At 71.6% G+C, this 1916-nt stretch carries 1 protein-coding gene; it reads left to right on the top strand.

Annotation, left to right across the window (positions count from 1 at the left end):
- Positions 1–777 precede the first annotated feature (777 nt).
- A complete protein-coding gene (locus tag ND748_RS30990) occupies positions 778–1881 on the top strand; it encodes an ABC transporter substrate-binding protein (RefSeq protein ID WP_251749860.1) in 1104 nt (367 codons plus the stop codon).
- Positions 1882–1916 lie beyond the last annotated feature (35 nt).

Here is a 1916-nt window from a genome sequence, read left to right on the forward strand (position 1 = left end):
GGGCGCGGGGGGCGGCGGGGAGACATCCCCCCGCGCCCAACCCACCGGGGGGGGGGGGGGGGGGGGGGGGGGGGGGGGCGGGGGGGCGCCCCCCCCCCCCCCCCCCGCTTTTCTCTTGCATATTGCTTTGGGGGCCCGGTGCCTGCACCATCGTGCCATGCCGTGTCGTCATCGCAATGTGACCCCTGGTGCTGGATGGCTTAGTACTGTCGTTTCACCGACCGGAAACCGAATTCGGTTCCGGCCGGTGGCAGCCCGACCGAGACGTGCCGGGCAGCCTGGACAGGTCAACGAGTTCGGCGGTCGTCTGCTCCGGGCCGGATCCGACGGCCCGGCGGGGGCGGAGCGCGCAGCCGACGGTGCTGCGCCGATACCGCCCGACCGCACTGACCATTCTGGCTGAATGATTCCGAGTCGTTTTGCGGAGCCGTTTGTAGCGGCGGTTCGCTGGGTCAGCATGGGGGTCACCTTCGAATGCGTCGCTGTGCCGTGAAACTGAGCATGTCCGCAAGAGTGGGCATGTCCGCAAGACTGAACATGTCCGCAAAGCTGAGCGTGCCCGCAAGAGTGGGCATGTCCGCAAGACTGAGCATGTCCGCGCGATTGGGCATGCCGGCGAAACTGGGCATGCCGGCGAAACTGGGCATGTCGGCGAAACTGGGCGTGCCGGCGAAACTGGGTATGTCGACGATCCTGCTGGGACTGGTCGTCGGGACCGGATGCTCCGGGCCGACATCCTCGGCGGCGTCCTGCACCGGGGGCAGGGCGGCGCCGGGGGTGACCCCCGACGAGGTCCGAGTGGGCCTGCTTTACCCCGACTCGGGCCCGCTGGCCGGCGCGTTTCCGGCGCTGCGGGCCGGCGTCGACGCCCGCCTCGGTGAGGTCAACGCCGCCGGCGGGATACACGGGCGGAAAGTCGTCTACGAATGGCGCGACGACGCCGGCACCGTCGAGGGGAACCTCAGCGGCGCCCGGGAGCTGGTCGACCAGCGCGACGCGTTCGGCCTGCTGGAGTTCACCGCCGCCGCCACCGGCAGCGCGAAGTACCTCGCCGACCGGGGGATCCCCACGGTGGGCCTCGCCGCCGAGGACGTCTGGACCCGATACGGGAACATGTTCTCGTTCTCGAACACCCTCGGCGCGCCGATCGACACCTACGGCCGCTTCGTCCACGACCGCGGTGGCACGTCCGCCTTCCTGCTGTACGGTGCGATGTCCACGGGGGTCTCCGGCGCGACCCTGCGGGTCGGGCAGAGCCTGCAGTCCCTCGGCGTGCAGGTCGTCGGCAGCCACGCCTACACCCCCGACGCGGACAGCGTGGCCGACGTCGCCCGCCAGATCCTCGACTCCGGCGCGGACACCATCGTGGCCATGCTGACTCCCACGGCCCTGCCGCCGGTGCTGCGCGCGATCCGCGAGGCCGGGGGGAGCCCGAAGGTGGTGCTGTCGATGACCGGCTACGACCACAGCCTGCTGCGCCGTCACGGCCCCGACCTGGCCGGGGTGCTGGTCCCGGTGTTCTACCGGCCGTTCGAGGCCGGGGGCGTCCCGATCACGCACTACCTCGACGTGATGGCGCGCTACTCGCCGCAGACCGACGACCCCGAGCAGGAGTTCGGCCTGATCGGCTACGTCGACACCGACCTGCTCCTGCGCGGGTTGCAGGCCGCGGGACCCTGCCCCACCCGGCAGTCCTTCCTCGCCGGGATGCGCACCCTGACCCACTACGACGCCGGCGGCCTCATCCAACCGACCAACGTCGGCGCGACCCGGGGTCGCCAGCCGACCTGCTTCGCGCTGATGCAGGTCAACCCGTCGGGCAGCGCCTTCACCGTCGCGCAGGACAACCTGTGCGGCAAGGCGCTCGGCCCGACCCTCTGACGGCTCCGCGCGGCGGCCCGGCCCCGGCCGTCGCG

Origin of the sequence: Frankia sp. AiPs1 (genome assembly GCF_023716945.1) — a bacterium.
GTDB lineage: Bacteria > Actinomycetota > Actinomycetes > Frankiales > Frankiaceae > Frankia.